The sequence below is a fragment of the Microbacterium sp. G2-16M genome, from assembly GCF_055809115.1.
This window is the reverse complement of the sequence record NZ_CM147897.1, coordinates 1,224,475-1,251,446: the sequence shown is the minus strand read 5'-3', so window position 1 is coordinate 1,251,446 and position 26,972 is coordinate 1,224,475. Positions and strand designations below refer to the sequence as shown.

The window sequence follows — 26,972 nt, the reverse complement described above, 5'->3', positions numbered from 1 at the left end:
TCCGCCGGTAGATTGGAGTGGTGGTGAGCAGCGAACCGATCCGTCTGACCGGGAGTGACGACGAGATCGTCGCCGTCGCGCGACGCGCCTGGCGGGTGGTGGCCGCGGACCGCGAGGCGCGCGGCCTGCTGCCGGCCCTGGACCAGCTCGGGCGACAGCGTCGCTCCTACATGGCGGGATTCGCCGCGCCGACGGTCGCGGCGGCCGGATCCGAGACCGCCGCGCCGAAGGGCCGACCCGCGTCATCGACCGTCTGGTACGTGCTGCTCGCGCTGGGGCTGCTGGCCGCCACGGTCTCGGCGGCACTGGCCGGCCCGGTGATGAAGCGCGTCACGCTCGAGGCGGCGACCGCCGTCCCGGTGATCTTCGCGACCCTGATCGCGGCGATCGTCCTGCTGGCCGTCGCACTGCCCGCGTGGCTGCGCCGCCGGCCGCGGTCCACCGGAGCGCTGACGATGGTGGTCGTCGTCGGGCTGATCATGGTCGCCGTGGTGATCTACCGGTTCGTGATCGGACCGGCCGGCGGCACGACCGACTTCACCGCGGCCCAGCTGGCCTGGTGGCACGCCGGAGCGATAGTGGTGGTGCTCGAACTCGCGGTCCTGGCGCTGCTGGTGCGGCCCGCCCCCGACGCCGCGCCGAACGCGGACGCCGGACGCCTGCGCGACGAGGGCCGGCGACTGCGGGCGGATGCCGCGCGGCTGGCCCGCACGGACGCGCCGGACGCCGTCGGCCGGGAGTGGGCGCGCGAGCTCGACACGCTCACCGACGTGCCGGCCGCCACGCGCACCCAGGCGCAGGAGCTCGGACCGGTCGCCTGGCTGGCCTGGACCTTCTACGACGGCGACCTCGACGTCTCTGCCGTCGCGCGGCCCTGAGAACGGTGGGGAATTGTCCCCATCGACGGGGTCCGGCCGATCTTGTTAGGTTCTTCTCATCGGCCCGACGGGGGTCGGGCAATCTGAGCAGAGGAGTTGACGATGGCTGATTTCGGAGCATCGTATTCAGAGATGGAGCAGGTGGCGAACTCGCTGTCGCAGGCTCGTGATGACATTCAGGGTCAGCTGGACACGCTGAAGAGCCAGGTGGACACCCTGCTGGGCGAGGACTTCAAGACGCAGCACGCGTCCGGCAAGTTCGGTGAGGGCTACGAGGAGCTGACCACCGGCCTGAAGAACGCCGTCGACGGCATCGGCGACATGTCCGACGCGCTGACCGGCATGATGCACGCGATCCAGGACCTGGACCAGCAGCTCGCCGGCAGCTGACCGGCCACCGCGGCGTCCGACGACTGAGGTCGTCGGACGCCGCTGTCTCGACATCCGCGCGTCGTCCCGCACGAGGGCACGACCGTCCGCACCACAGGGGGAGGTTCTCACATGGCCTATGACGACATCGACATCCCGATGCGCAGCATGGAAGACCTGGAGAAGGCCGTCAAGGACACGATCGACGAGTTCGAGAACGCCACCCACAACAGCGAGGCGCTGGAATCGGCCATCGGCAGCCCGCTGGACCGGTCCGGTCTGCGCTCGCAGGCGCAGCGGTTCGAAGAGGCGTGGGACGACAAGCGCGACACGCTCAAGGAACACCTGGTCGACCTGCTGGATCGCGTCTCGGGGACGCGGGAGAAGTGGGCGGAACTCGACGCCGAGCTGGCCAAGGCCGTCGACACATCGGATGGAAACGACGGATGACCGAGAACGACCCGAAGTACCGCTCCCTGAGCATGCTGGTCACGCCGGAGGGCGGGCACGAGCTGCGCCGGATCAGCGGCAACGCCGAGGACATCCACACGCGCGGCGTGGCGATGAAGGACCTCGGCGAGCGGATGCAGAAGGCGGCCAACTCCCTCAGCGCCCTCGCCTCCGGGACCGAGGGCAAGGGCGCCTCGATCGACAAGCTGCGCGACAGCGCCGATGACGTGCATGAAGACCTGAAGAAGGCGGGCATCCGGTACGCGCCCAGCGGCGAGGCGCTCGCCGACTACGGCAAGACCCTGGGTGAGGTGCAGGGCCCGATCGAGGTGATCGTCACGGAGTGCGAGACCCTGTGGGGCACCGTCCGCACGAAGTCCACCGACCTGGAGACGGCGTCGCAGACCGGCGACGACACCTCGACGCTGCAGTCCGAATTCGACACCGCCGTCCAGGACTGGGAGGACGAGGCACGCAAGTACAACGGCCACTGGGACTCCTGGGACGCCGCGTACGACCGCGCGCACAGCGGACTGGAGGACGCCAACGACAACGGCGTCAAGGACTCGTGGCTGGACAACGCGCTCCCGTTCCTCGATGCGCTGGGCACGGTGCTGACCTGGGTGGGGATCGCGCTGGTGGTCGCCGCCTGCATCATCGGCGGCCCGTTCGTGCTGGCCGCCGCGCTCGTCGGCCTGGCCGCCCTGGGCACCACCCTGCTGCGGTACGCGGGCGGACGCGCCACCCTCACCGACGTCATGTTCGCGGCGATCGCCGTCTTCCCGTTCGGCAAGGCCTTCGGTGCGCTCAAGGGCATCTCCAAGGCCGCCGGCCCGCTCGGCAAGCTCACCGCCGGCCTGAAGGGTGGGAAGGGGATGCTCGGCGACCTGGTGGGCCTGGGCAGCAAGACCAGCCTGAAGAGCCTGAAGGGCGTCCTGCAGAACGGCCGGCTCGCGCAGGTGTTCCACGGCAGCGGCGCGCTGAACAAGAGCGGATCGTCCGTGCTGCGCAACTTCTTCGGCCGTACCGGACAGCCCAGCATCCTCAGCCGTCTCACCCAGGGGTTCGACAACGCCGCCGGAGCAACCATGACCGATGCCGCGGCCGCCCTGTCGAACAAGGCGAAGGGCAACCTCGCCCAGTTCCTGTCGAACACGCCCGGCGGTCAGGGCCTGGCCTCGCTGATCGGCGACAGCGCCAGCGGGATCGACAAAGCACTGAACTTCGTGGATGCCTCCGGCAAGGGCGGGCTGAGCTTCGCCCACGACATGGGCTGGGTCTGAGATGTCGGACGGCATCGCACGGCAGATCGAGGTGCCCTTCGACGCGCGGCTCTTCCTCGAGGTGCCGGAGCAGCTGCGGGGCGATCAGTCCCCGGAGCGCGCCCCCTGGCTGCGCGAGGTCTGCGCCCAGAACACGGTCGCAGACGAGTGGAAGGACGATCCCGACGGCCTCCGGGCACGGATGGAGGCGCAGCTCGCGCTCCTGTCGCCGGAGGCGTTCGCCGCGTTCGTGTACTGCCCGCGGGGACTGCCCGGGGATGTGCTGGTCGAGGTGCACGTCGGCGAGGTCGACGTGGACGAGCTGGATCAGCTCGACGACCGCCCGACCCCGGTCGCGCTGCCCGAGCGGGTGCGGCCGGTCACCTCGCCGACGCTCGGCGAGGGGCGGGTGACCAGCTCCGTGGCCGCCACCGATGCCGGCGGCGCCATCGGCGAGCTGCGATTCGAGTTCATCCACGACCGGGTCCTGGTCGAGGTGTACGCGGCGTCCGCCGAGCTCGGCATCCTGGGCGAGGGCCTGTCGATCCTTGAGGAGTTCGCGGCCGGGATCAGCGTGAGCCGGGCGGATGAGGGGATCGTGGCATGACGTCGCTGCGCGAGGAGCTGCTGGGCGCGCCGGACGCGCCCACGATGCGGATGCTGGTGCCCGGCGGCTGGGAGGTGATTCCGCTCGAGGGGGAAGGATACGAACGCTTCGCCCAGCGGTTCCGCACCACCGTCAAGCGCGCCGGCCGGCCCGACGTGGACGCGTACGTGACGTCGATGCTCAAGCGGTGGATCGGCGACCTCCGGGAGCGGGGCGGACTCTACGCGATCCTGCCGCTGGATCTGCCCGACCAACGGACGCTGCCGATGTCGCTGACCGTCTCTCTCGTCGGCGACGACGCGGAGCATTCGCTGGAGGACTGGGTCACCGCCAAGATCCGTCAGGGGACGACCGAGTTCCTCGACGACGGGCGCACCGTCCTGGCCTGGCAGACGCGGACCGCGGGCCGCGACGAGATGGCGGGCACCGTCTCGTGCCAGTACTCCTACCTGATCCCGGTGCCCGGTACGAGCCGTCGCAAGGCGGTGATGCTGGCCGGGACGCACCTGGTCGAGGCGACCGACCCGGAGGACGCGCCGCACCGCGAGGCGGCCAATGCGCTGTTCGACGCGATGGCGCTCGCCCTCGACTTCGTGCCCACCCCGGCGGCGAACCGCGCGTGATCGAGAGGACCTGACCGATGTCGGATGGTGTGTGGGTGCATTACACCCAGCTCGAACAGGTCAACGAGAAGCTGAAGGCCATCATCACCGAGCTGGACGAGGCGAGCTCGCGGGCGGACGACCTGGATGAGGCGATCGCCCACCCGTTCGGCCAGAACAAGCTGAATGACCGCGCGCACGATTTCGAATCGCGCTGGGACGACAAGCGCCGAGACCTGTCCCGCGACATCGGCAAGGTGCAGCAGCACGTGCAGGGCGTCGTCGACGGGATGAAGGACTGGGACCACGACACGGCGGCCCAGTTCGAGGTCGATGTGAGCGGCCAGCACGAACCGCGACCGGTCTGAGGCAGGGGAGGACGAGCAGATGACCATGGACACGTCGCCCGCCGGCCGGTGGGTCACCACACTGGACGGCGAGCCCGCCGAGATCCGCAAGCGCGGCAATCAGATCACGTCGCTGGGCAACCAGATGCAGGACGGCTCGACGTTCCTGAAGGGACTGGTGGACCAGGCATCCGATCAGCGCGGCAAGGCGATCGAGAAGCTGCGCGAGGTGGTCGGCGACACCTACGACAAGCTCGGGCAGGCCGGCGACCTCTACCGCCCCACCGGTCCGGTGCTGGTCACCTACGCGGATGCGCTCGCCGAGGTCCAGCCCAAGGTCAACGCCGCGTACGAGCGCTGCGTCGAACTGTGGCAGGAGTACCAGAACGCGCCCGGATACCTGGAGGGCGACCGCCCGTTCTGGGACAAGCCCGACGACGAGTCGCCGGAGGCGGAGGACGCGTCCACAGACGACGCGAACAAGCAGGGCAGGCTCGACGACTACGTCGCCGAGGCGCGGATCTGGGACGGGCACGTCGACACCTGGGAAGAGGCGTTCGACGCCGCCGCCACCGGCATCGGCGATGCGATGGCCGGCAAGATCAAGGATGGCTTCTGGGACAACGTCGACGGCTTCGTCGGCGGCGTGCTGAAGGTGCTCCAGGTCGTCGGCATCATCGTCGCGATCGCCGCGATCATCATCGGCGGGCCGATCGTCGCGCTCATCGGCGCGGTCGTCGGGGTGCTCACCCTGGCGCTGACCGCCTACCAGTACATCCGCGGCGACACCGGGCTGACCCAGCTGATCTTCGCGGTGATCGGCGTGATCCCGATCGGCAGTCTGGGCAAGCTGTTCCAGGGCGGCGCCGGCCGACTGGCGTTCCTCGGCGAGATGGTCACCGCGTTCAAGCCCTCCAGCTGGTCGGCCGCGATCAGCCAGGGACGCTCGCTGAGCCTGCTGGGGGGCCTGGCCGGCGGCGGGTGGCGCGGGTTCTCCGCCATGTCGCGCGGGCTGTTCTCGATGAACAATCCGAACGGCGTCGGCGACGTGATGATGCGCCTCATGTTCGGCAAGAGCGTGTCGGGCATGGAGGACACCATCACCGCGATGACCGGCGCGACCAACGGCTACTGCCGCTCGACCACGATCGCGGCCGGCTGGGAGTTCGCGCACGGGATGCTGTCGGGCCCGTGGAAGATGGTCAACAACATCGCCACCTGGACCGGCCACGGCGACCAGTCGCCCGGCTCGAAGCTGCCCTGGATCGGGGCGGCACTGTGAGCCTGGGCGGCCCTGTGAGCGAGGGCGGCCCTGTGAGCGAGGGCGGCCCTGTGAGCGAGGGCGGCTCGGGGTCCGCAGAGGGCCTCGACGGGGAGCTGACCGCCACGAGCTTCGCCCCCGGGTGGATGCCGATCCCGGCGCTGGCCGGGACGGATGCCGCTCAGCCGTGGATCGCGCAGAACGCGACGGCGCTGCGCGAGGCCTGGGGCGACCGGTGGGAGCCGGTGCACGACCGGCTCGTGCCCGCGCTGCTGCAGGCCGCGCTGGACCACCGCCGGCCCGAGGACGCGCTCGCGTTCCAGGTCTGGCCCACCGACGCCCCGGTGTGCATCTTCGTGCACGCGGCCGTGGGCACCTTCCCCGACGGCACGCGGATGCCGCAGCCCGGCGACGGCATCCTGTGCGACGCCGAGGGACTCGGCCTCGGCGTCCAGCTGCCGATCGCCGAGGAGGTCGGCGGCGTCCAGACGCTGGGCGCCCAGTTCGTGTTCGCCTCGGCCACCCGTGCGGTCTCGGTCGTCGTCGAGCCGACGCTGCCCGAGCTGATCGGCATCCTGATGCCGCAGATCCACGGATTCGTGCAGTCACTGCGCCCGACCGCGCCCGACGGCACCGCGTTCCGCGCCGACCCGCCCGCCCTGCGGGAGGCCGACCCGGCCGAGACGTGGATTGATAGCCTGACAGCGACATGAGCACCCCGTACCCCGATGCCCGCACCTGGGCGCAGGAGCACTCCCTCGCCGACGTGCCGCGTCTGGCGCGACTGGAGGGCTTCGCGTTCCAGGCCCACCCCGAGATCGTCGCCTCGTTCGGGGCGGACGGCGCCGCCATGGCGCGCTTCACCGCGGAGCATCGGCGCACGCCGGAGCGGACCGCCAAGAACGTGCTGGTGGCGGTACTCGGCATCGTGATGGTGCTCGCGCCGATCCTCGGCGTGGCGATCTACGGCACCGCGGCGGCCTACATCGCCCCCAGTGCCGGCCCGCTGCCGGCCCAGGTCGCCGTGCCGATCGCCGGCGTGTGCTTCCTGATCGCGGCGCTGACCCAGGTCGCGCTGTGGATCGTCTGGCTGCGCGGGGGTGCGCGCTGGTCGCCGCTGCTGCTGGGGCTGGCCGTGATCGCCGCCGTGCTCGCCGGCTTCGCGACCGCCGGCATCCCGCGGGTCTCCGCCCGCGACGACTTCGCATTCGGCGCGTGGATCGTGCCGGTGTGGGTCACGCTGGTGCTCGGCGGCGTGCTGGCCATCGGCATCCTGCTGCGCGTGCGCGTCCGCACCCCCGAGCCGACGTCGACTGCTGCGACCGCCGCGCCCGCCGCGCCCGCCGTGTCCGACAGCGAGCGCGCACGGACGCTGGTGCGCGCGCTGCCCGCGGGCGAGCAGGGCGCGCTTCAGGCGGACCGCGACGACGCGCTGCGCATCCTCGCCGGTCGTGGCCTCATCGACGACGCCACGCTGCAGCGCGCACTGGGGACCGACCTCGGCACGCTGTTCACGCTCGACCCGATCCGGGAAGGATGACCGTGACCGAACCCGCCACGCCCCGCACACCCGACGAGGCCGGCACGCCCGCGCGGGTCAGCCTGCGCGAGGAGCTCGGCGGCGCGCCCGATCCCGACTTCACCCTGGCCCTGCCGCCGGGGTGGAACCGCCGGGACGCCACGCCCGAGGAGCAGGAGCGGATGACGGCCGCCATGCGGACCCGGCTGATGCAGGTGCACCGGCCGGACCTGTACGCGCGGATGCGCCAGCTGCTGCACGAGGCGTTCGCCCAGATGGAGAAGACGAACGTCGTCGCGATGTTCCTCCCGGACGAGGCCGCGCCGGAGGCGCTGTACCTGCCGGCGTCGCTGACCGCCAGCATCCTGCACGCACCGGCCGGGGGCTCGCTCGACGATCTGGTGCGCGAGGCGGTGGCCCGTGAGGGGGCCACGCCGCTGCTGGGCGACAAGCGGTTCCTGCGCGCGGAGCGCGAGCAGACGCAGACGCTGGACGGCGAGTCCGGAACGCTCACGACCGTGGTGTACCTGACGCCCATCCCGGGCAGCAGCCGCCGTCGTGCGCTGCAGCTGACGCTGGTGATCGTGCGCCCCCAGGACGTGCCGGCCGACGACGAGCCGATGGTGCAGATGCGGATGCTGTTCGACCTCTGCGTGTCGACCCTGACCTGGCTCCCCTGACCCCCTCTCCTCGCCGAAATCGTACGATTTGGCCGAGTGCACATCATTCTGGGCCGGGTTTGATGTGCAGTCGCGAATTTGATGTGCACTCGCGGGGGAGTGCGCGGGATGCGCGTGCAGGATGCGCGGCGCGGGATGCGCGGCGCGGGATGCGCGGCGCAGGATGCTGCGCGGGGGGAGTGGGCGGGATGCTGCGCGGGGGGAGTGCGCGGGATGCTTGCGCGGGGCGCGTGCGGGATGCTGCGCGGGGGGAGTGGGCGGGATGTTGCGCGGGGCGCGTGCAGGACGCTGCGCGGGGCGCGTGCGGGATGCTGCGCGGGGCGCGTGCGGGATGCTGCGCGAGGCGCGTGCGGGATGCTGCGCGGGCGCCCGCCGCCCGCGCTCACGCCGCGTCGCGGCCGTACTGCTCGAGCCAGCGCAGCCAGACCTCGCTGATCGTCGGGTAGGCCGGCACCGCGTGCCACAGCCGGTGCACCGGCACCTCGCCGACGATGGCGATGGTCGCGGACTGCAGCATCTCGGCGACGTCCGCCCCGACGAACGTCGCGCCGACCAGCACTCCGCGCTCCTCGTCCACGATCGCCTGCGCGCGGCCCCGATAGTCGTCGGCGTGCGCGGCGGCGCCGGCGATCTGGGCGAGGTCGCAGTCCAGGACCCGGATGCTGCGGCCCGCCGCCCGCGCCTCCGCCGCGGTGACCCCGACCGACGCGACCTCCGGATCTGTGAACACGACCTGCGGCACCGCGTCGTGGTCGGCCGTCGCGACGTGGCGACCCCAGGGCGCGGCATCCGGTTCCTCCGCCCGGGCTCGGGCGGCGATCACGTCTCCGGCCGCGCGGGCCTGGTACTTGCCCTGGTGGGTCAGCAGCACCCGGTGGTTCACGTCGCCCACCGCGTAGAGCCATTCGGTCCCGGGTACGCGCAGGGTGTCGTCGACGTCGATCCAGCCGCCCGGCTCGAGCCCGGAGATCCCGACGGTCTCGAGCCCGATGTCGCGGGTGCGCGGTCCGCGACCGGTCGCCGCGAGCACCTCGTGTGCGCGCAGCATCCGTCCGTCGTCCAGGGTCAGCTCGACGGTGCCGTCCGGGTCGCGGCGCACCGCCGTCGTCTCGCCGGTGAGGATCTTCACGCCCGCCGCGGTGAGCGCGTCTCGCACGAGCTCCTGTGCGAACGGCTCGACCCGGCCCAGCAGCCCCGAGCGCACGATCATCGTCACGCCGCTGCCGAGGCTCGCGTAGGCGGTGGCCATCTCGCACGCCACGACTCCGCCGCCGATGATCGCCAGCGACGCCGGCACCTCGTGCGCCGAGGTGGCCTCGCGGCTCGTCCATGGGCGGGCATCGCGCAGGCCCGGGATGTCGGGGACCGTCGCCTCGCTGCCGGTGCACACCGCCACCGCCTGGCGGGCGTGCAGTGTCACCTCGGGGCCGTCGGCCGGAGTCACCGTCACCTCGCGCTCGCCGGTGAGTCGCCCCTGCCCGCGCACGAGGTCGATGTTCGCGCTGCGCAGCCACGAGACCTGGCCGTCATCGTTCCAGTCGTGGGTGAGCCGGTCGCGACGCCGGAACACACCCTGCGGGTCGATGTCGCCGGTGACCGCCTGCCACGCGCCGTCGACGTCGCGCGCGCCGCGCAGGGCGGCACCGGGCCGCAGGAGTCCCTTCGACGGCATGCACGCCCAGTATGAGCATTCGCCGCCGACCAGTTCGCTCTCCACGATCACGGCCGACAGCCCGCCCTGCACTGCACGGTCGGCGACGTTCTCGCCGACGGGGCCCGCGCCGATCACGATGAGGTCATAGGTGTCCATGCGCCCAGGCTAGGCCGGGATGCCGCGGCGCGCCACGCCGCGCGGTTCGCGACGCCGCGCGGGCGCGCCAGGCCGCGCGGTTCGCGGCGCCGCGCGGGCCGCGGCGTCGCGCCGGCCGGCGACCCTGGGCGGCTCGCGAAGGTGGGCGGCTCGCGAGGGCGGGCGGCTCGCGAAGGTGGGCGGCTCGCGAAGGTGGGCGGCTCGCGAGGGCGGGCGGCGTGACCCGGCGGCCCCGGGCCGCCCCACGGTCATGTCCGATTTCCGCGAGCCGACGTCGGCGCAGCGTGTCAGGCTGGATGCATGAGCATCCCGAGCATGACCTTCGACGAGCGCTACCGCGCGATCGACTCGCGGGATTCGCGCTTCGACGGCCAGTTCATCACCGCCGTCCGCTCGACCGGCATCTACTGCCGACCCAGCTGTCCCGCCCGCACCCCGAAGCCGGCGAACGTGACGTTCTACCCGACGGCGGCGGCCGCGCACGAGGCCGGCTACCGCGCCTGCAAACGCTGCCTGCCCGACGCCGCGCCCGGCTCGCCGGAGTGGAATCTGCGGACGGATGCCGCGGGCCGAGCCATGCGGCTCATCCAGGACGGCGTCATCGAGCGCGAGGGCGTGCCCGGGCTCGCTGCGCGCCTGGGCTACTCGCCGCGCCAGCTCGATCGCATCCTCACCGCCGAACTCGGCGCCGGACCACTCGCCTTGGCCCGCGCGCACCGCGCGCACACCGCCCGGATGCTGCTGGTCGGCACCGAGCTGCCGGCATCGGACGTCGCATTCTCGGCCGGCTTCGCCAGCATCCGCCAGTTCAACGACACCGTTCGGGAGGTGTTCGGGATGACGCCGCTCCAGCTGCGCGCCCGCCGCCGCGCGGTGCCCGGAGCGCAGGACGGCGGCCGCATCCGGCTCGTGCTCGCCCACCGCAGGCCGATCGACGCGGCCGGGCTGTTCGCGTGGATGCGCGCGCGGGCCGTTCCGGGGATGGAAGAGGCGAGCGCGGACGCGTACGCGCGCACGCTCGCATTGCCGCACGGGCCGGCCTGGATGCGCCTGTGGACCGAGGGCGACCGGATCCGCCTGGATGCCCAGCTGACGAAGCTCGCCGACCTGCCCGCGCTCATCGCCCGGGCCCGACGGCTGTTCGATCTGGACGCCGACCCGATCGGCATCGACGCCGCACTCGACCGGCACCTGCAGCTGCGTCCCGCGCTCGCGCTGACCCCCGGCATCCGCGTGCCCGGCGCCGTGGATCCGGACGAGATGCTGGTGCGCGCCATGATCGGCCAGCAGGTCTCGGTCGCCGCCGCCCGCACCGCGCTCGGCCGGCTCGTCGACGCGCTCGGCGAGCGTCTGCCCGGCGGCGGCATCCTGTTCCCCACCATGGCCGTGATCGCCGAGCGCGGGCCCGAGGTGCTGCGCGGGCCGGGCGCGCGGATCCGCGCGATCACGGGTGCGGCGGCCGCGCTGGCGGCCGGCGATCTCACGCTGTCGGCCGCGGACGATCCCGTGCGGCAGCGCGAGGCGCTGCTGGCGATGCCGGGCATCGGCCCCTGGACCGCCGACTACGTCCGGATGCGGACCACAGCCGACCCGGACGTGTTCCTGCCCGGCGACGTGGCCGCGCGCGCCGGCGCGGCGCGGCTCGGGCTGCCCGGCGAGCCGCGACCGCTCACCGAGTGGGCGGCGCGGGTCGCGCCGTGGCGCAGCTACCTGACCGCGCATTTCTGGCGGGTGCTGACCGCACCCCTGCCCGAGAAGGAGGAAACCCCATGACCGCTCTGGTCGAGACCATCACCACCCCGGACGGGCCGTTCACGATCATCGTCGATGAGGACGGGCGGGTGCTCGCATCCGGCTGGACCGGCGACATCGAGGCCGCCCGCGGCCGGATACACCCCGGCATCCGGCCTGTCGACGTCGTGCCGGGGCGGACGGATGCCGCGGCCGCCGTCCGCGCATATTACGAGGGCGATCTCACCGCGATCGAGGCCGTCCCGGTGCGTCAGCATGGCACGGCGCTGCAGCATGACGGCTGGAGCGCCCTGCGCGGCATCGAACCGGGGCATCCGCTCGCGTATGCGGAGTTCGCCGCGGTGCTCGGGCGTCCCTCGGCCGTGCGGGCTGCGGCATCCATCTGCGCCCGCAACGCACCGGCGCTGTTCGTGCCGTGCCATCGGGTGCTGCGCGGCGACGGCTCGCTGGGCGGCTTCGCCTGGGGGACCGGGGTGAAGCGCAGCCTCCTCGCCCGCGAGGCCGCCGCCTGACCGCGTCCCGCCCGGGGCGGGAGCGGGAGGGAGGGGCGCGGTGTTGCGCGGGGCGAGGGCGCGGGCATAGGCTGAAGGGCTGCCGCGCCATGAGCGCGCCGGCGCCCCGCACGATCCAAGGAGGATGCCATGTACCAGGCCGTCTACGACGTCACGCCGGTCGTCCTCCGTCCGATCGCCGCCGGGCTTCGCGTCGCAGGGTAGCGCTTCCGCTTCTGCCGACGTCGTCGATCTCGTCGACCATCCCGCCTGACCCTCCCCGCGGCATCGTCCGCGCGCCCCCGCCCGGTTCCGGGCCACCTCTGGCTGCATCACCCCCTGCAAGGATCATGACCTCCACGTCCTCACCGCGACTGTCCACTCCGCGCGCCCTCGCGCGGCTCTTCCCCTTCGTCAAACCCGTGCTGCCGCGCATGATCGGCGGTCTGCTGACCGCCCTCGGCGCCGCGGTGATGACCCTGATCATCCCGCTGGTGCTGCAGGCGACCGTCGACGGCCCGATCGCGGCCGGCGACATCCCGATGATCGCCTGGGCCTGCCTGGGTGTGCTCGTGCTCGGCATCCTCGAGGCGCTGTTCGTGTTTCTGCGCCGTGCGTTCGTGCTCACCCCGGGCACGAAGGTGGAGTACGAGATCCGGCAGAACTTCTACCAGCGCCTGCAGCGCCTTCCGGTCGCGTTCCACGACCGCTGGCAGTCCGGGCAGCTGCTGAGCCGGATGATGCAGGACATCAACATCGTCCGCCGCTGGCTCGTGTTCGGACTGATCCTGCTCGTGGTGAACATGCTCACCATCGTCATCGGGGCGGTGCTGCTGTTCCGCTGGCACTGGGCGCTGGGCACCGCGTTCATCGTCGTCTCGATCCCGCTGTGGTTCTTCGGCTACCGATTCGAGCGCAACTACGGCGTGCTGGCCAGACAGAGCCAGGACAAGGCCGGCGACCTGGCCACCGCGGTCGAGGAGAGCGTGCACGGCATCCGCGTGCTGAAGGCGTTCGGCCGCGGCAAGCACGCCCTGCAGAAGTTCACCCGGCAGGCCGAGAGTCTGCGCGGCACCGAGCTGCGCAAGGCCCGCGAGGTGGGCGAGCTGTGGTTCTGGCTCGACACCATCCCGGTGGTCGCGTTCGCCGGATGCCTCATCCTGGGCATCTGGCTGGCAAGCCTCGGGCAGCTCACGGTGGGCGAGCTGTTCGCGTTCTTCGCGATGGCCACCGCGCTGCGCTGGCCGCTGGAGTCCCTCGGGTTCCTGTTCTCGTTCCTGGTCGACGCCCGCACCGCCACCGACCGCATCTACGAGGTGCTGGACGAGGAGAACACGATCGTCGACCCGGAGCACCCGGCCACGATCGCCGAGCCGCGCGGCGAGCTCGCGTTCCGCGGCGCCCGCTTCCGCTACCAGGATGCCGCGGCCTCCGAACGCGATCTGCTGGACGGCATCGACCTGGTGCTGCGCCCGGGCGAGACGATGGCCCTGGTGGGATTGACCGGGTCGGGCAAGACGACCCTGACCACGCTGCCGACCCGCCTGTACGACGTGACCGGCGGGTCCGTCGAGCTGGACGGCGTGGACGTGCGCGATCTGCGACTGGCCGAGCTGCGCCGGCACATCTCGATGGCGTTCGAAGACGCGACGCTGTTCTCGGCCTCCGTCCGCGAGAACGTGCTGCTCGGCCGGGACGACCTCGACCTGCACAGCCCCGAGGCGCAGGCCGTGCTCGATGAGGCCCTCGAGATCGCCCAGGCGCAGTTCACCTACGAGCTGCCCGACGGCGTGGACACCACCGTCGGCGAGGAGGGGCTGAGCCTGTCCGGCGGCCAGCGTCAGCGACTCGCGCTGGCCCGGGCAGTGGCGGCCAAGCCCGCCGTGCTCGTGCTGGATGACCCGCTGTCGGCGCTGGACGTGGACACCGAGGCGCTCGTCGAGGCCGCGCTGCGGCGCGTGCTGGCCACCACCACCGCCCTGATCGTCGCGCACCGGCCGTCCACGGTCGCGCTCGCCGACCGGGTCGCCGTGCTGGAGGACGGCCGGATCACCGCGGTCGGCACGCACGCCGAGCTGCTGCGCACCAGCGAGCACTACCGGTTCGTGATCTCGAGTCTGGAGGCGGACGATATCCGCCAGCGAGAGATGGAGGTGAACCTGTGAGCTCCGTCGTCGGAACCCGCGGCGAAGACCGCGACGACTACACGAAGGCCGAGAGCCGCGCCATCCGGCGCCGCTCGGTGCGGCTGCTCGGGTCGCTGATGAAGCCCATGACGCGGCTGGTGGTGCTCGGGGCGTTCGTCATCGTGATCTCCACGCTGCTGCGCGTGATCGGCCCGACGCTGATCGCCTACGGCATCAACACGGCGCTGCCCCGGGCGATCGAGGCGGCCGATTGGATGCCGGCGTTCGGCGTGACGATCGTCTACATCGTCACCGGGGGCATCGGTGCGCTGCTGATGGGCTGGTTCGTGGTGCTGTCGGCCAAGATCACCCAGACGATCCTGCTCGACCTGCGCACCCGGATCTTCCGGCACACGCAGCGACTCAGCCTCGAGTTCCACGAGACGTACACGTCCGGGCGGATCATCTCACGGCAGACCAGCGACCTGGAGTCGATCCGCGAGCTGCTGGACGGCGGGCTGAACCAGCTGGTCTCGGGTGCCCTGTACGGCGTGTTCACCCTGATCATGCTGTTCCTGCTGGACTGGCGCAGCGGCGTCGTGCTCATCGCCATGGGCATCCCGCTGGCCATCCTGATGCGCTGGTTCTACCGCGAGTCGCAGAAGGGGTACCGCGCGTCGCGCGTGGTCAGCGCCCGGCTGATCGTGCAGTTCGTCGAGACGATGACCGGCGTGCGCGCGGTCAAGGCGTTCCGCAAAGAGAAGCGCAACGACGCCGAGTTCGGCGAGATCTCGGCCGAGTACCGCAACGTGAACCTCAAGCTGGTCAAGCTGTTCGGGGTGTTCGAGCCGGCGCTGATCCTGCTGTCGAACGTGACGATGGCGGTCGTGCTGCTGTGGGGTGCGTTCCGCGTCGTCGACGGCGGCCTGCTGATCGGCTCGCTGCTGGCCGCCGTGCTGTACATCCGCAACTTCTTCAGCCCGCTGGAGGAGGTGGCGATGTTCCTGAACTCGTACCAGTCGGCGACCGCCGCCCTGGAGAAGGTGTCCGGCGTGCTGGAGGAGGAGCCCTCCGTACCGGATCCGGCACGGCCGGTCGACCTGTGGGAGTCGCACGGCGGCCTCCGCTTCGACGACGTCGAGTTCGCGTACGGGTCGGGCAAGACGATTCTGCCCGACTTCACCCTCGACATCCCGGCCGGTCAGACGGTCGCGCTCGTGGGCACGACCGGCGCGGGCAAGTCGACGCTCGCCAAGCTCGTGTCGCGCTTCTACGACCCGACGCGCGGCGCCGTGCGCCTGGACGGCGTCGACCTGCGCGAACTGCATCCCAAGGACCTGCGCCGTGCGATCGTCATGGTCACGCAGGAGGCGTACCTGTTCAGCGGCACCGTGGCTGACAACATCGCGCTCGGCAAGCCCGACGCGTCGATGGACGAGATCCGGGCGGCTGCGCGAGCGGTGGGGGCGGATGCCTTCGTCATGTCGCTTCCGGACGGCTACGACACCGACGTGAACAAGCGCGGCGGTCGCGTCTCGGCCGGGCAGCGGCAGCTGATCTCGTTCGCGCGCGCGTTCCTGGCGAACCCGGCCGTGCTGATCCTGGACGAGGCGACGGCGTCGCTGGACATGCCCAGCGAGCGGCAGGTGCAGGAGGCGCTGCAGACGCTGCTGGCCGACCGCACCGCGATCATCATCGCGCATCGGCTCTCGACCGTGGCCATCGCCGACCGGGTGCTGGTGATGGAGCACGGGCGGATCATCGAGGATGACGCACCCGACCGGCTGATCGGCGGCGACGGCAAGTTCGCGCAGCTGCACGCGGCCTGGCGCGAGTCACTCGTGTAGTCGGGCGTCGTGTCGGCTCGCTGCGCGGTCTTTGAGTGTCGGCTCGCTGCGCGGTCTCTGAGCGAGCGAAGCGAGACGAAGGGCGCGCGGCGACGAGACGAAACGGACCGAGGCTAGACGGAGATCTCGGCGATGACCTCGCCGTACTCCGTCTCGCCGACCGGGGTGAACCCGACGCGCTGGAAGAACTGCTCGGGGCCGCCGCTGCCGGCCTCGTAGATGACATCCACGTGGTCCATGCCGCGCTCGCGCGCCTCGTCCAGGAGCCCGTCGACGAGGAATCGGCCGACCCCACGCCCCTGCTCGTCCGCGTCGACGTTGATCCGCCACAGCACGGAGCGGAAATGCTCCTGCGGGAAGTCGGCGTCGAAGTTCGCGCTGATGAAGCCGACGACCTCGTCGCCGTCGACCCCGACGCGCTGCCACGAGGTCTGCGGATTGACGACGGTCGCGGCGATCCCGTAGCTGACCGGGGACAGGAATTCCTCCTGGCCGGGCTTCAGTGAGAAATTGTTGACCGCAACGATCGTCGATGCGGACAGTTCCACCAGTCGCAGGTCACCCATACGGCCAGGGTATCCGCAAAGCACGACACGCACACTCCCGAGACGTCGGATGACGTGGGCCGCGGCATCCGAGATATCTCGATATCAAGATATATTGCCGTGCACGGTAGGCTGGATCGACCCTGACGAGCAATCTGTCGAGCAACGGAACGAAGAGGCGAGCGGTGACCGAATCCACCATCATCTACACCTACACGGACGAGGCCCCGGCGCTGGCCACGGCATCCTTCCTGCCGATCATCCAGGCCTTCGCGGGCTCTGCCGGCGTCGACGTCACGACCCGCGACATCTCGCTGGCCGGGCGCATCCTGGCGGCGTTCCCGCAGAACCTGACCCCGGAGCAGCAGGTCGGCGACGCGCTGGCCGAGCTCGGGGGACTGGCCACCCTGCCCGAGGCGAACATCATCAAGCTGCCGAACATCTCCGCGTCGATCCCGCAGCTGAAGGCCGCCGTCGCCGAGCTGCAGTCGCAGGGCTACGACATCCCCGACTATCCGGACGAGCCGACCACGGTGGAGCAGAAGGATGTCCGGGCCCGCTACGACCGGATCAAGGGGTCGGCGGTCAACCCGGTGCTGCGCCAGGGCAACAGCGATCGTCGTGCGCCGCTGGCGGTGAAGAACTACGCCCGCAAGCACCCGCACCTGAACAAGCCGTTCGCCCCCGGTTCGAAGACCCGGGTCGCGACCATGAGCGGCGACGACTTCCGCTCGAACGAGAAGTCGGTGGTGATCGCCGGCGACGACGTGCTGTCGATCCAGCACGTCGCCGCGGACGGCACGGTCACCACGCTGAAGGATGGCCTGAAGGTGCTGGACGGCGAGGTCGTGGACGCCACGTTCCTGTCCGCGCAGGCGTTGGACGCGTTCCTGGTGCAGACCCTGGACGAGGCGAAGGCCGAGGACGTGCTGTACTCGGTGCACCTGAAGGCCACGATGATGAAGGTCTCGGACCCGATCATCTTCGCCCACGTCGTGAAGGCCTACTTCGCCGACGTGTTCTCGAAGTACGGCGACCGGCTCGCCGCCGCCGGCCTCACCCCGAACAACGGGCTGGGCGCGATCCTGGCCGGACTCGGCGCGGTCGAGGGCGGCGACGAGATCGCCGCGGCGATCACCGCGGATCTGGCGGCCGGATCCCGTCTGTCGTACGTGAACAGCGACAAGGGGATCACGAACCTGCACGTCCCGTCCGATGTGATCGTGGATGCCTCGATGCCCGCGCTGATCCGCAACGGCGGCAAGCTCTGGGGCGCGGACGGCGGCGAGGACGACACACTCGCGGTGATCCCGGACTCGTCGTACGCGGGGGTCTACCAGGCCGCGATCGACGACGTGATCGCCAACGGCCCGCTCGACCCGGCCACCATCGGCAGCGTGCCCAACGTGGGGCTGATGGCGCAGGCCGCCGAAGAGTACGGCAGCCACGACAAGACGTTCGAGATCGCCGCGGACGGCCGCGTGCAGATCGTGGGCGGCGAGGGCGAGGTGCTCATCGAGCACGAGGTCCACGCCGGCGACATCTGGCGCGCGACCCAGACCAAGGACATCCCGATCCGCGACTGGGTGCGCCTGGCCGTCACCCGCGCCCGCGCCACCGGCGACCCGGCGGTGTTCTGGCTGGACGCGAACCGCGCGCACGACGCGCAGCTGATCGCGAAGGTCGCCACCTGTCTCGGCAAGCTGGACACGAGCGGCGTGACCACCACGATCCTGCCGCCGGCCGAGGCGACCCGGTACTCGCTGGCGCGGCTGCGCCAGGGCCTGGACACGATCTCGGTGACCGGCAACGTGCTGCGCGACTACCTCACCGACCTGTTCCCGATCCTCGAGGTCGGCACGAGCGCCAAGATGCTCTCGATCGTCCCGCTGCTGGCCGGTGGCGGACTGTTCGAGACGGGAGCCGGCGGATCGGCCCCGAAGCACGTGCAGCAGCTGCTGAGCGAGGACTACCTGCGATGGGACTCGCTCGGCGAGTTCTTCGCCCTGGCGGCGTCGTTCGAGCACTACGCTCAGGTCACCGGCAATGCGCACGCGCAGGTGCTGGCCGACACGCTGGATGCCGCGACCGGCACGTTCCTGGAGAACGACAAGTCGCCGGGGCGCAAGCTCGGCACCACCGACAACCGCGGCAGCCACTTCTACCTGGCCCTGTACTGGGCGCAGGAGCTGGCCCGGCAGACGGTGGACGCTGATCTCGCGGCCGTGTTCGCGCCGGTGGCCGAGGAGCTCGCCGCGAAGGAGCAGACGATCGTCGACGAGCTGCTGGCGGTGCAGGGCGAGCCGGTCGACATCGGCGGCTACTACCGTCCGGACGGCGCACTGGTCGCGAAGGTCATGCGCCCGTCGCCGACGCTGAACCGGATCATCGACGGCCTGAGCTGATCGAGGTGTGAGAAGGGGGCGGATGCTGCGGCATCCGCCCCTCTGACGTTCGGTGTGCGCCCGGCCGGCTGCGTGCGGGCGGCCGGTCGCCCTACGGCTGGACCGTGACCTCCATGCCGTACGGCGCCCAGTCGTAGATGTACTTGGCCACGTCGATGGTCATGTTCACGCAGCCGTGGCTCATCACGTGACCGAAGTTGTGGTGCCAGTAGGTGCCGTGGAAGCCCACGTTCGGGGCGAAGTAGGTCACCCAGGGCACGTTCTTCGTGCAGTACGAGGCGCCCTCGAAGCAGCCCATGTCCTGCATCGGCACCTTCGCGAACACCCGGAAGTACCCGGTCGGGGTGGCGTGCCCGGCCGCACCGGTCGAGACCAGGTAGCTGCGCCACAGCTTGCCGTTCTGATAGAAGTACGCGCGCTGCTCGCTGAGGTCGACGACCGCGCTGCGCGAGATCTTCGTCATGCTCGCCTTGTCGACGGCGACCGGCAGCTTGTACACGCCGTTGCCGGCGGCCAGCTGGGCGGCGAAGGCCGCAGCGACCCCCTTCGTGTCGCCGAGCGTGCGTCCATCGAGCTGTTCGGTGTCAACGCGCAGCACCTTGCCGGCGGTGTCGGTGATCTCGGTGCCGTTCTGCGGCTTGCGGTCGACCTTCTTCGCCAGCGTGTCGACCGACTTCTGGATGGCCGCCGCGTCGGCGGTGATCGTGAACGCGCCGTCCTTCGGGGCGACAGTGAGCCAGGATGCCGCGACCGCGCGGTCGACGGGCACGGTCCGCTCGTCGCCGACGTAGAAGCCGACCTTCCCGAGCATCGTGTTCAGTGCGGATGCGGTCTTCTTCGCGGTGTCGGTGGAGATCGCCGCGGCCACCGGCACCGGCGCAGCGGTCACCGAGACGGTGGCCAGGCCCTCGGCGAACCCGTCCTGCAGAGCGGTGGCGAGCGCGTCCAGGTCGGCGCCGGTGCCATCGGCTTCCGGCGAGGTGACGTACTTCGCGGCGTCCGCATCGAACGTGACGGTCGCGTCGGTCGGGTCCTCGAACAGTGAGGGCGCCACCGCGCGCAGCGCGGCGTCCGCGGTGGCCGCGTCGACCGTGACCGGTGCGCGCCGGGCGCCGGAGAACCAGGCGCCGATCTTCCACATCGGATTCTCGCTGTAGGCCGCCTCGGCCAGGGATCGGGCATCCACCTTCGCGCCCAGGTCGGCGCCGGTCAGCGTGGCGTCGACGCCCGCGCCGTGCAGCTCGACCGTGGTGTTCTCCAGCTGCGACTGGATGGCGGCGGCCGCGGCCCCCGGGGTCATGCCGCCCACCTGGACGCCCGCGATCGCGGTGCCGGGTGCGATGAGGACGAGGGATGCCGCGATCACGCCGACCAGGGCCACGGCGACCGGAGTGCCGATCCACAGGCCGACATGGCGCTTGCGCCGCTGCGTCGTCGGCGCCCACTCGTACGCGGTGTCGCCGGACGTCGTGGTCGCGTCCGGCTCTCGCGGAGTCTCGCTCACCTGGCCCCCCGGTTGTGTTACCCCTGCGTCTTATGATAGTCGACCGCTTCGGCGCGACCAGACCGCGAGGTGCTCTGGCGGGCTCGGAGTGCAACGAGAAGATAACATTTTTGTAAACTCCCTATGCAGATCACCCGGCGGGGTTGCGCGGCTGCTGTTCGTAAGGTGTACTAACAAACATGTCTGCACCGGAGCCGCGACGTGGCGCTTCCCCCACACCGGCGGCCGCGCCGTCCGCGAATGCGCCGTACGCACTCGGCGCCGGGGTGCGGCATCCGCGCCACGGCGTCAAGGTCCTGCCCGAGCACGCCCGCACGCACAATCGCGCGCTCGTGCTGCAGACCCTGTTCCACAGCGGGGCGATGAGCCGCGCCGACCTGTCCCGCGAGACCGGACTGACCCGAGTCACCATCTCGGACCTCGTCGCCGAGCTGATCGCCGACGGACTGGTCGCCGAGAAGGGTGTGCGCGAGGTCTCGCGCCCCGGCAAGCCGGCCATGCTCGTCGACCTCGACCACACCGGCCACCGCATCGTCAGCCTCGACCTGTCCGGGCCGACGAGCTTCATCGGCGGCATCCTCACCCTCGACGGCACCATCGTCGTGCGCCGGGAGATCCCGCACCCGGGCGCCGGCGGGGCGGTGGTCCAGGCGATCGTCGACTTCGCCCGCGAGCTCGTGGCGGACTCGCACGAGCCCGTGCTCGGCGTCGGTGTCGGCACGCCGGGCGTCGTGGACGCGGCCGGGGTGGTGCTGACCGCGCCGAACCTCGGGCTGACCGGCTTCGATCTGGAGGGCGCGCTGCATGAGGCGCTGAGCCTGCCGGTCGTGGTCGCCAACGACGCGAACGCAGCGGTGCTGGCCGAGTACACGTTCGGCGGAGCGGGCGATGACGTCATCCTCGTCAAGGTCGGGCGCGGCGTCGGATCCGGCCTGCTCTCCGGCGGGCGCCCCATGCTCGGCAGCCGCTTCGCGGCCGGCGAGATCGGGCACGTGACCGTCGCGACCGATGGCGGTCCGGTCTGCTCGTGCGGCAAGGTGGGATGCCTCGAGGCATGGATCTCGGCGCCCTCGCTGACCGCGCGGCTGGCCGCGGCATCCGACGACGCCGCGCGGGAGGGCGTGCTGCGCGACGCGGGCGAGCGACTGGGCATCGCCCTGGCGCCGGTCGTGGGCGCACTCGACCTGTCGGAGGTGGTCCTGTCCGGCCCCACCGAACTGCTCGACGGGCCGCTGGCTGCGGCCGCCGTCGAGACTCTCCGGACCCGGACCCTCGCCGTCGTGCACGAGGGCATCCGGGTGCGCATGACCGATCAGGGGCAGGACATCGTCCTGCGCGGTGCGGCGGTCATGGTCCTGTCCGAACAGCTCGGGGTGTCCTGAACACCCCTTCCAATACCCCCCCCGGATAGGTCACCCGGCCTGTCCACACCAAGAGAAAGCACAAGGAGACAGAATGCGCACATCACGCATTGTTGCGGTCGGTGCCGCCGGCATCGCGGCCGCGCTGGCGCTCAGCGCCTGCTCGAGCGCCGGCAACGGCGGGACCGGCGGCGACAACACCACGCCCGACACCAGCAAGACCATCGGCACGGTCGACGGCGCGGGCAAGACGCTCACCGTCTGGGCCATGACCGGCGACTATTCGGACGAGGTGATGAAGAAGATCAACGACGAGTTCGAGAAGCAGACCGGTGCCAAGGTCGACGTCCAGGTGCAGGCCTGGGACGGCATCACCACGAAGCTGACCACGGCGCTGGGCACCACCACGCCGCCGGATGTCGTCGACATCGGCAACACGCAGGTCGCCGGCTACGCCAACACCGGCGGGCTCATGGACCTGAGCGCGTACAAGGACGAGCTGCAGCAGGGCGGCACCTGGGTGGAGTCCCTCGCCGGCCCGGCCACCTTCGACGGCAAGCTGTATGCGGTCCCGTCGTTCGTCGGCAACCGCGCGGTCATCTACAACAAGAAGATGTGGGCGGATGCCGGGGTCACCTCGGCCCCGACCAGCTACGACGAGCTCAAGAGCGACCTCGACAAGATCAAGGCGAAGAACCCGGCGAGCGATTTCTCGCCGTTCTACCTGCCCGGCCAGTTCTGGTACGCCGGAATGAGCTGGGTCTGGGATGCCGGCGGAGACATCGCCACCAGCGACGGCGGCACCTGGAAGGGCTCGTTCTCCAGCGCCGAATCGCAGAAGGGACTGGACGAGTTCAAGTCGTTCCAGAACGCCTACTCGAGCAAGGCCAGCCAGACGCTGAACACCGACAAGCCGAACGAGGACCAGATCATGGCCGACGGCAAGACGGCGACCATCATCGGCGCACTGTGGGACGCCGGCCTGGTCGTATCCGGCTCCAACGGCAAGATCGCCGAGGATGACCTGGGCACGTTCGCGCTGCCCAACACGGCGGGCGAATCCGGTGCCGCCCACAACTTCGGCGGCGGCGAGGTCTGGGGCATCGCGCAGAAGTCGCCCAACCAGGACCTCGCCCTGGTGTGGACGAAGATCGCGGCGAGCCCCGACATCCAGAACGCGCTCGCGGCGCAGCCGTGGATCCCGAACACCGAGGAGCTCGGCGCCGAGTGGGCCAAGAAGGCGACCACCCTCACGCAGGGCTTCTACGACGCGTCCGGCGTGACCCGCGCCACCCCGGGTGCCGCCGGCTGGGGCACCATCGAGGGCAACAAGAACATGGAGCAGTTCTTCTCATCGGTCGCCAGCGGCAGCAAGTCGGTCGCGGATGCCGCGAAGGACATGGATGCCACGCTGGACAGCACCCTGAACGGCTGATTCCCGCTCCACCCCGATTCGGTTCCCTCGGAACCCAGGAGGAACACCGATGAACACCCCGACTGCGGCCCTGACCGCAGACGAGGGCGTGGCCGCCGCGACGCTCGACGCGCCGCGGCGGCCACGCGGCCCTCGCCGGCGGCCACGCCGGCAGATCGCACCCTGGGTGATGCTCACCCCGGCCGGGCTCGTGATGATCGCGCTGACCGTCGTGCCGATCGCCCTGCTCGTGCTGTTCTCGTTCACCGACGCCAACGCGCGCACGGTGATCACCGGCGCCTACGACTCGGTGGGCATCGGCAACTACACCAAGATCTTCACCGATCCGGAGTTCTGGGCGTCGCTGTGGCGCACGCTGTGGTTCACCGCCGCCATGGTCTTCGGCTCGGTCGTCATCGGCCTGGTGCTGGCGAACCTGCTCACCCGGCTCGGCACGGTCATGCGGTACGTCCTGACCATCGCGCTGATCTTCGCCTGGGCCATGCCCACCGTGGCATCGTCGCAGGTGTGGAACTGGCTCTTCCAGCCGGGCTACGGCGTGATCAACTGGCTGCTCACCCAGCTGCGCATCTTCGGCGATCTGACCCAGACGAACTGGGCCGCCAACACGTGGCTCGGCTTCCTGTGCATCTGGCTGCTGATCGTGTGGCAGGCCGTGCCGTTCATCGCGCTGACCGTCTACGCGGCCCAGACGCAGGTCGATCCGGCCTACTACGAGGCGGCGCGCCTGGACGGCGCGAGCGAGTGGCGGATCTACCGCAACGTCACCCTGCCGTTCATCGCACCCAGCCTCATCCTCATCACGATCCTGTCGGTGATCTGGGACTTCAACGTCTTCAACCAGATCTGGCTGGTCACCCAGGGTGGACCGGACAACACCACCGCCACGCTCGGGGTGTTCACCTTCAAGCAGGCCTTCGTGAGCTTCAAGATCGGCACGGGCGCCGCGATCTCGGTCGTGACCACGCTGATCCTTCTCATCATCACCGGTTTCTACATCCGCCGGCTTCTGCGCTCCGGGGAGGACCTGTGACCGGCATCACCACCGACGAGCCCGTCGGCACCATGACATCCACCCCGACGCCGGTCGTGCGCCGCCGTCGTCGGCGCCGGCGCCGCACCGGCAGCAACATCCTGGCCCTCGTGGTCTCGGTGATCTGGATCTTCCCGGTCTACTGGATGGTCCTGACATCCTTCAAGCAGCCCTGGAACGTGCTCAACGCGACACCGGAGTTCCTGCCGCGCGATCCCAGCCTGCAGAACTACGTCAACGCGCTCACGCAGACCACGTTCTTCACGAACCTGAAGAACTCGGTGATCGTCGTCGCGCTGACGCTGATCTTCGCCATCGTGCTCGCGATGTTCGCCTCGGCGGCGCTCTCGCGGTTCCGCTTCCGCGGTCGCCGGCTGATCCTGGTGCTCATCCTCGCCGTCCAGATGCTGCCCGGCACGGCGCTGCTGATCCCGCAGTTCCTCGTGTTCAACCAGCTGGGGCTGCTCAACCACTACATCGGGCTGATCCTCGCCTATGTGGCCCTGACGCTGCCGTTCTCGATCTGGGTCATGCGCGGATTCTTCCTGGCGATCCCGCGCGAGATCGAAGAGGCCGCCCAGGTCGACGGTGCGAACACCTGGACGATCATGTGGCGCGTGCTGTTCCCGCTCGTGGCCCCGGGCGTGATCGCCTCCAGCGTGTTCTCCTTCATCGCCGCGTGGAACGACTATCTGGTCGCCTACGTGTTCATGAAGGACCAGACGATGTACACCCTGCCGGTGTGGCTGGCCTCGTTCGCGGTGCCGAACCAGCCGATCGACTACGCCGCCCAGATGGCCGCGTCCGTCATCTTCTCGCTGCCGGCCGTGATCTTCTTCCTCATCATCCAGCGCAACCTCGTGACCGGGATGTCGGCGGGGGCGGTCAAGGGCTGATGGGCGTGTGGGCGAGAGCCGCCTCCCGTCGGGAGTGCGGCCGATGAGAGTCGGGCTGGACGTCGGCGGGACGAAGACGGATGCCGTGGCCATCGGAGCGGACGGCCAGATCGCCGCGCGCCTCCGGCTGGCCACCGAATGGGGGCCGGGCGGCGTCGTGCGCACGGTGGTGGAGGCGGTGCGCCGCCTCGGCCTGCAGGGGGTGGACCCGGCGACGTTCGAGTCGGTCGGGGTGGGGATGCCGGGGCAGGTGCTGCCCGGGTCGACCCACGTCGTGCATGCGGTCAACCTCGGCGTCACCGAGCTCGACCTGGCCGCCGCGGTCGAGCCGCTGCTCGGGATCCCGGTGGCGGTGGAGAACGACGTGAAGGCCGCCACGCGCGGCGCCCACGCTCTGCGCCACGGACCCCGCGGTGAGACGATGGCCTACCTCAACCTCGGCACCGGCATCGCCGCGGGAATCGTCCGCGACGGCCGGCTGTGGCGCGGCGGCCACGGCACCGCCGGCGAGGTCGGGCACATCTCGGTCGACCCGCACGGACCACTGTGCCGCTGCGGACAGCGCGGCTGCATCGAGGCGCTCGCCGGTGGTGCGTCGATCGCGCGTCGGTGGGGGCATCCGGGTCGCATCCCGGTGCGGGACATGATGGATGCCGCAGATGCCGGCGACCCCACCGCCCGGGCGCTGCGCGCCGACCTCATGGCCGGCGTGGCCGCCGCGGTGCGCATCCTCGTGCTCACTGCGGATGTCGACGTGGTGGTGCTCGGCGGCGGACTGACCGCGCTGGCCCAAAGGCTCAGAGACGGGGTGGCCGCCGAGCTGGATGCCAGCGCCGAGGCATCCGAATTCCTGCGGTCGCTGCGGCTGCGGGAGCGCATCGAGCTGCTGCCGGCGGGCTCCGCGGCAGCGGCGATCGGCGCCGCACTGGTCGGCGCCGCCCCGGATCTCGACCCGAGAGCACAGGAGGCCGTCACCCATGGCTGAAGTCGTCATCGTCCCCGATCGAGCCGCCGCCGGTGCGCTGGTCGCCGACGAGATCGCATCGCTGATCCAGGCGGACCCGGAGGTGGTCCTCGGCCTGGCGACCGGGTCCACCCCGCTGCCGGTGTACCAGGCGCTGCCCGCGCGGCTGGCGGGCATGGACGTGTCGCGGGTGCGCGGATTCGCCCTGGACGAGTACGTCGGCATCGACCCGACGCATCCGCAGAGCTACCGCAACGTGATCCTGCGCGAGGTGGTGGAACCGCTCGGGCTCGATCCGCGGCGCATCCACACGCCCGACGGCGCGGTCGACGGCGCCGAGCACGCCGGTGCGGATTACGAGCGGGCGATCGCGGATGCCGGGGGCGTCGAGCTGCAGATCCTCGGCATCGGCACCGACGGGCACATCGGCTTCAACGAGCCCGGCTCGTCGTTCGCCTCGGTTACGCGGGTCAAGACGCTCACCGAGCAGACGCGGCGCGACAACGCGCGCTTCTTCGATTCGATCGATCAGGTGCCGATGCACTGCATCACCCAGGGACTGGGCACGATCCTGCGCGCGCGCCATCTGGTTCTGCTGGCGTTCGGCGAGCGTAAGGCCGAGGCGGTGGCCGGGGCCGTCGAGGGGCCCCTGACGGCCTCACTGCCGGGTTCGGCGATCCAGCTGCACCCGCGGGTGAGCGTCGTGGTCGATGAGGCCGCGGCATCCCGCCTGCGCCTGGCCGACTACTACCGTCACGCCTGGGAGAACAAGCCCGCCTGGCAGGGCCTGTAACCCGCCTCGCCGCCCGCGGAACGGCCCGGCGCTGC

The 26,972-nt window shown here is 70.8% G+C and carries 25 protein-coding genes; 22 read left to right on the top strand and 3 right to left on the bottom strand.

Annotation, left to right across the window (positions count from 1 at the left end; translation table 11 throughout):
* The first annotated feature begins 23 nt into the window (after nucleotides 1-23).
* The 11 genes from AC0L6F_RS06025 to AC0L6F_RS05975 all read left to right on the top strand — a co-directional run bounded on the left by AC0L6F_RS06025 (nucleotide 24) and on the right by AC0L6F_RS05975 (nucleotide 7,975).
* Nucleotides 24-878: a hypothetical protein gene (locus tag AC0L6F_RS06025; protein WP_473539548.1), complete on the top strand. Its 855-nt coding sequence runs from the start codon at nucleotides 24-26 to the stop codon at nucleotides 876-878.
* A gap of 102 nt (nucleotides 879-980) precedes the next feature.
* Nucleotides 981-1,268: a WXG100 family type VII secretion target gene (locus AC0L6F_RS06020; protein ID WP_259612460.1), complete on the top strand. Its 288-nt coding sequence runs from the start codon at nucleotides 981-983 to the stop codon at nucleotides 1,266-1,268.
* Nucleotides 1,269-1,379: 111 nt separating this feature from the next.
* Nucleotides 1,380-1,697: a hypothetical protein gene (locus tag AC0L6F_RS06015; RefSeq protein WP_259612459.1), complete on the top strand. Its 318-nt coding sequence runs from the start codon at nucleotides 1,380-1,382 to the stop codon at nucleotides 1,695-1,697.
* Entirely contained in the window at nucleotides 1,694-2,980 is a 1,287-nt protein-coding gene (locus AC0L6F_RS06010) for a hypothetical protein (protein ID WP_473539547.1), read from the top strand. The genes AC0L6F_RS06015 and AC0L6F_RS06010 overlap by 4 nt, the downstream gene beginning before the upstream one ends.
* A gap of 1 nt (nucleotide 2,981) precedes the next feature.
* The gene (locus AC0L6F_RS06005) at nucleotides 2,982-3,566 is read left to right on the top strand and encodes a hypothetical protein (RefSeq protein WP_473539546.1); all 585 of its coding nucleotides are present in this window, start codon (nucleotides 2,982-2,984) and stop codon (nucleotides 3,564-3,566) included.
* Entirely contained in the window at nucleotides 3,563-4,189 is a 627-nt protein-coding gene (locus AC0L6F_RS06000) for a hypothetical protein (RefSeq protein ID WP_274637711.1), read from the top strand. The genes AC0L6F_RS06005 and AC0L6F_RS06000 overlap by 4 nt, the downstream gene beginning before the upstream one ends.
* 17 nt (nucleotides 4,190-4,206) lie before the next feature.
* Nucleotides 4,207-4,536 (top strand): hypothetical protein, encoded by a 330-nt coding sequence (locus tag AC0L6F_RS05995; RefSeq protein WP_259612454.1) that lies wholly within the window; start codon nucleotides 4,207-4,209, stop codon nucleotides 4,534-4,536.
* A 19-nt stretch (nucleotides 4,537-4,555) separates the two neighbouring features.
* A complete protein-coding gene (locus AC0L6F_RS05990; RefSeq protein ID WP_473539545.1) occupies nucleotides 4,556-5,797 on the top strand; it encodes a hypothetical protein in 1,242 nt (413 codons plus the stop codon).
* Nucleotides 5,798-5,847: 50 nt separating this feature from the next.
* Nucleotides 5,848-6,489: a hypothetical protein gene (locus tag AC0L6F_RS05985; RefSeq protein ID WP_473539543.1), complete on the top strand. Its 642-nt coding sequence runs from the start codon at nucleotides 5,848-5,850 to the stop codon at nucleotides 6,487-6,489.
* Complete coding sequence (locus tag AC0L6F_RS05980) at nucleotides 6,486-7,316, top strand: hypothetical protein (protein ID WP_473539542.1); 831 nt, start codon at nucleotides 6,486-6,488, stop codon at nucleotides 7,314-7,316. The genes AC0L6F_RS05985 and AC0L6F_RS05980 overlap by 4 nt, the downstream gene beginning before the upstream one ends.
* A gap of 2 nt (nucleotides 7,317-7,318) precedes the next feature.
* Complete coding sequence (locus tag AC0L6F_RS05975; protein WP_473539541.1) at nucleotides 7,319-7,975, top strand: hypothetical protein; 657 nt, start codon at nucleotides 7,319-7,321, stop codon at nucleotides 7,973-7,975.
* Nucleotides 7,976-8,357: 382 nt separating this feature from the next.
* On the opposite strand, the gene AC0L6F_RS05970 is transcribed toward AC0L6F_RS05975, so the two are convergent.
* Nucleotides 8,358-9,785, bottom strand: a complete 1,428-nt coding sequence (locus AC0L6F_RS05970) for a dihydrolipoyl dehydrogenase family protein (protein WP_473539539.1) — start codon at nucleotides 9,783-9,785, stop codon at nucleotides 8,358-8,360.
* A 300-nt stretch (nucleotides 9,786-10,085) separates the two neighbouring features.
* Here AC0L6F_RS05970 and AC0L6F_RS05965 point away from each other — a divergent pair, with 300 nt between their 5' ends.
* From AC0L6F_RS05965 to AC0L6F_RS05950, 4 genes are all read left to right on the top strand, one after another.
* Complete coding sequence (locus tag AC0L6F_RS05965) at nucleotides 10,086-11,558, top strand: Ada metal-binding domain-containing protein (RefSeq protein ID WP_473539538.1); 1,473 nt, start codon at nucleotides 10,086-10,088, stop codon at nucleotides 11,556-11,558.
* Nucleotides 11,555-12,049, top strand: coding sequence for a methylated-DNA--[protein]-cysteine S-methyltransferase (locus AC0L6F_RS05960; protein ID WP_473539537.1), 495 nt, complete (start codon nucleotides 11,555-11,557; stop codon nucleotides 12,047-12,049). Before AC0L6F_RS05965 ends, AC0L6F_RS05960 begins: the two co-directional genes overlap by 4 nt.
* A gap of 329 nt (nucleotides 12,050-12,378) precedes the next feature.
* Nucleotides 12,379-14,193 (top strand): ABC transporter ATP-binding protein, encoded by a 1,815-nt coding sequence (locus tag AC0L6F_RS05955; RefSeq protein ID WP_473539536.1) that lies wholly within the window; start codon nucleotides 12,379-12,381, stop codon nucleotides 14,191-14,193.
* Nucleotides 14,190-16,001: an ABC transporter ATP-binding protein gene (locus AC0L6F_RS05950; RefSeq protein WP_274637721.1), complete on the top strand. Its 1,812-nt coding sequence runs from the start codon at nucleotides 14,190-14,192 to the stop codon at nucleotides 15,999-16,001. Before AC0L6F_RS05955 ends, AC0L6F_RS05950 begins: the two co-directional genes overlap by 4 nt.
* Nucleotides 16,002-16,114: 113 nt before the next feature.
* Here the strand turns inward: AC0L6F_RS05950 and AC0L6F_RS05945 are convergent, their stop codons facing one another.
* A complete protein-coding gene (locus tag AC0L6F_RS05945; protein ID WP_259612448.1) occupies nucleotides 16,115-16,567 on the bottom strand; it encodes a GNAT family N-acetyltransferase in 453 nt (150 codons plus the stop codon).
* Between the two features lie 164 nt (nucleotides 16,568-16,731).
* Here AC0L6F_RS05945 and AC0L6F_RS05940 point away from each other — a divergent pair, with 164 nt between their 5' ends.
* Nucleotides 16,732-18,951 carry an NADP-dependent isocitrate dehydrogenase gene (locus AC0L6F_RS05940; protein WP_473539535.1) on the top strand — a complete coding sequence of 740 codons (2,220 nt, stop codon included), beginning with the start codon at nucleotides 16,732-16,734 and terminating at the stop codon, nucleotides 18,949-18,951.
* A 91-nt stretch (nucleotides 18,952-19,042) separates the two neighbouring features.
* On the opposite strand, the gene AC0L6F_RS05935 is transcribed toward AC0L6F_RS05940, so the two are convergent.
* Nucleotides 19,043-20,455 (bottom strand): L,D-transpeptidase, encoded by a 1,413-nt coding sequence (locus AC0L6F_RS05935; protein WP_473539534.1) that lies wholly within the window; start codon nucleotides 20,453-20,455, stop codon nucleotides 19,043-19,045.
* Nucleotides 20,456-20,634: 179 nt separating this feature from the next.
* On the opposite strand from AC0L6F_RS05935, the gene AC0L6F_RS05930 reads away from it, so the two are divergent.
* The 6 genes from AC0L6F_RS05930 (at nucleotide 20,635) to AC0L6F_RS05905 (ending at nucleotide 26,937) form a co-directional block, all read left to right on the top strand.
* A complete protein-coding gene (locus AC0L6F_RS05930) occupies nucleotides 20,635-21,837 on the top strand; it encodes an ROK family transcriptional regulator (protein ID WP_259612445.1) in 1,203 nt (400 codons plus the stop codon).
* Nucleotides 21,838-21,910: 73 nt separating this feature from the next.
* Nucleotides 21,911-23,251: an extracellular solute-binding protein gene (locus AC0L6F_RS05925; protein ID WP_274637724.1), complete on the top strand. Its 1,341-nt coding sequence runs from the start codon at nucleotides 21,911-21,913 to the stop codon at nucleotides 23,249-23,251.
* A gap of 49 nt (nucleotides 23,252-23,300) precedes the next feature.
* A complete protein-coding gene (locus AC0L6F_RS05920) occupies nucleotides 23,301-24,284 on the top strand; it encodes a carbohydrate ABC transporter permease (protein ID WP_473539533.1) in 984 nt (327 codons plus the stop codon).
* On the top strand, nucleotides 24,281-25,180 hold the full coding sequence (locus AC0L6F_RS05915; RefSeq protein WP_259612441.1) for a carbohydrate ABC transporter permease: 900 nt from the start codon (nucleotides 24,281-24,283) through the stop codon (nucleotides 25,178-25,180). The genes AC0L6F_RS05920 and AC0L6F_RS05915 overlap by 4 nt, the downstream gene beginning before the upstream one ends.
* Before the next feature lie 43 nt (nucleotides 25,181-25,223).
* Nucleotides 25,224-26,165, top strand: coding sequence for an ROK family protein (locus AC0L6F_RS05910; protein WP_473539531.1), 942 nt, complete (start codon nucleotides 25,224-25,226; stop codon nucleotides 26,163-26,165).
* Complete coding sequence (locus AC0L6F_RS05905) at nucleotides 26,158-26,937, top strand: glucosamine-6-phosphate deaminase (RefSeq protein WP_473539530.1); 780 nt, start codon at nucleotides 26,158-26,160, stop codon at nucleotides 26,935-26,937. The genes AC0L6F_RS05910 and AC0L6F_RS05905 overlap by 8 nt, the downstream gene beginning before the upstream one ends.
* The last annotated feature ends 35 nt before the right edge of the window (nucleotides 26,938-26,972 follow it).